The sequence below is a fragment of the Rhodococcus sp. TAF43 genome (assembly GCF_052113525.1).
GTDB lineage: Bacteria > Actinomycetota > Actinomycetes > Mycobacteriales > Mycobacteriaceae > Prescottella.
In genome coordinates this window covers 1-1,667 of the sequence record NZ_JBFRDL010000113.1, presented here as the reverse complement: position 1 = coordinate 1,667, position 1,667 = coordinate 1, and the positions used below count along the sequence as shown (strand labels likewise).

Genomic DNA, 1,667 nt, shown 5'->3' with positions numbered 1-1,667 from the left:
CCTATCCGGACTGATTCATCACCACGATCGCGGGTCGCAAGGCGGATTCAACCGGTCGATGCAACACCGGGTTGTTGCAGTGATCGTAACTGCTCGTCGAGAGCTTCGGCGGGGGTCTTCCACCCGAGTGTCTTGCGGGGTCGCGTATTGAGCGTATGGGCGATCGCGGCGATCTCCTTTCCGGTCCATCGGGACAGATCTGTTCCCTTCGGGAAGTATTGGCGCAGCAGACCATTGGTGTTCTCGTTGGTGCCGCGTTGCCACGGGCTCTTCGGGTCGGCGAAGTAGACCTTCACCCCGGTATCGGCGGTGAAGCGGGCGTGATCGGAGAGTTCCTTGCCTCGATCCCAGGTGACGGAGCGACGCAGGTGGTCAGGAAGCGCTGTGATCGCCTGTGAGAGAGCATTCGTCATCGTCACGGCTCCGTAACCGGCAAGTGCAGGCCCGTTCTTCGTGCGTGGGATAAGCCCGTAGCCGTCCTCGCGGGGCAGAGGGATGAGCATCGTGAACCTCGTCGACCGTTCGACCAGGGTGCCGATCGCGGAGCGGTGTAATCCGATGATCAGGTCGCCTTCCCAATGCCCGGGAACGCCACGGTCGTCCACCTCGGCGGGACGTTCGCTGATAAGGGTGTCCGGTGTGACATGCGCCCAACTGCGCTGCTTCGCCCGTGCTCTCGGCGCTCGCAGCGCACGTCCGGTGCGCAGGTGCACGACCCATTCTCGATCGAGTCCGCCACGGCTGTGGACGTATAGCGCCTGGTAGATCGCCTCATGGCTGATGCGCATAGACTCATCGTCAGGGAAGTCCACCTCGAGTCGGCGCGAGATCTGTTCCGGGCTCCACGCGGTCACCCACGCCCGATCACCCCGATGTGGCTTGTTTCGGCCCTTCCACTCCGGTGCAGCAGGACCGGCGACCACGCTGCCGTCGACGTCGCGGACTACACCGGCGAGCTTGTCTTGCACGTACTCCCGGAGCTCGTCATTGGAAGCGAGCTTTGCTGTCTTCGGGCGCCGGGCAACGAGTTCGGCTTTCCACTGCGCCACCGAAGCCCGGTAGTCGAGTTTGCCGCCGCGGGTTGCCGCGTTGCGACGCAGCTCCCGTGAGATGGTCGACGGATCCCGTCCCACCGCCCGGGCGATCTCACGCACCCCAGCTCCCTGCGCCTTCAGTAGCGCAATCTCCTCACGCTCCTCGAAGGACAGATACCGACCGATAAGCGGTACGGTCATGAACGTCGGCATCCCGCCACGATCCCGGAACCACCTGGCACCGGCCGCCGGCGACACGCCGACCGCTGCCGCTGCTGCCTCACTCGTCACACCTGTCGCGATCTCACGCCAGAACTGCCGCTCGACCTCCCGTCGATGCGACGGAGCGCCAGGCGACTTCATCGGCGACCGACCCGTGAGTTCCTTCATCCATCCCGCTGGCCTGCCCACCAACACCTCCGTCATCAAGGTGTTGCGACCACCGGTTGAATCCGCCCAATACACGTCCATCGCCTTCACCGAACGACTCGTCGACGCCAGCATCGATGCCTCGATCGGCGCCACCGGCAACAGCTACGACAACGCCCTCGCCGAATCGATCAACGGCCTCTACAAGACCGAACTGATCAAGGCCCAGGGCCCGTGGCGGACCGTTGACCAGGTCGAAGTCGC

Annotated in this window: 1 protein-coding gene and 1 pseudogene; one reads left to right on the top strand and one right to left on the bottom strand. The window is 64.2% G+C overall.

Features of this window, described 5'->3' with window-relative positions; all coding sequences use genetic code 11:
- Positions 1-47: 47 nt before the first annotated feature.
- Complete coding sequence (locus tag AB4Z09_RS29000) at positions 48-1,424, bottom strand: IS30 family transposase (protein ID WP_442241383.1); 1,377 nt, start codon at positions 1,422-1,424, stop codon at positions 48-50.
- A 64-nt stretch (positions 1,425-1,488) separates the two neighbouring features.
- Here AB4Z09_RS29000 and AB4Z09_RS28995 point away from each other — a divergent pair.
- Positions 1,489-1,667: pseudogene (locus AB4Z09_RS28995) on the top strand (integrase core domain-containing protein); the annotation flags it as partial.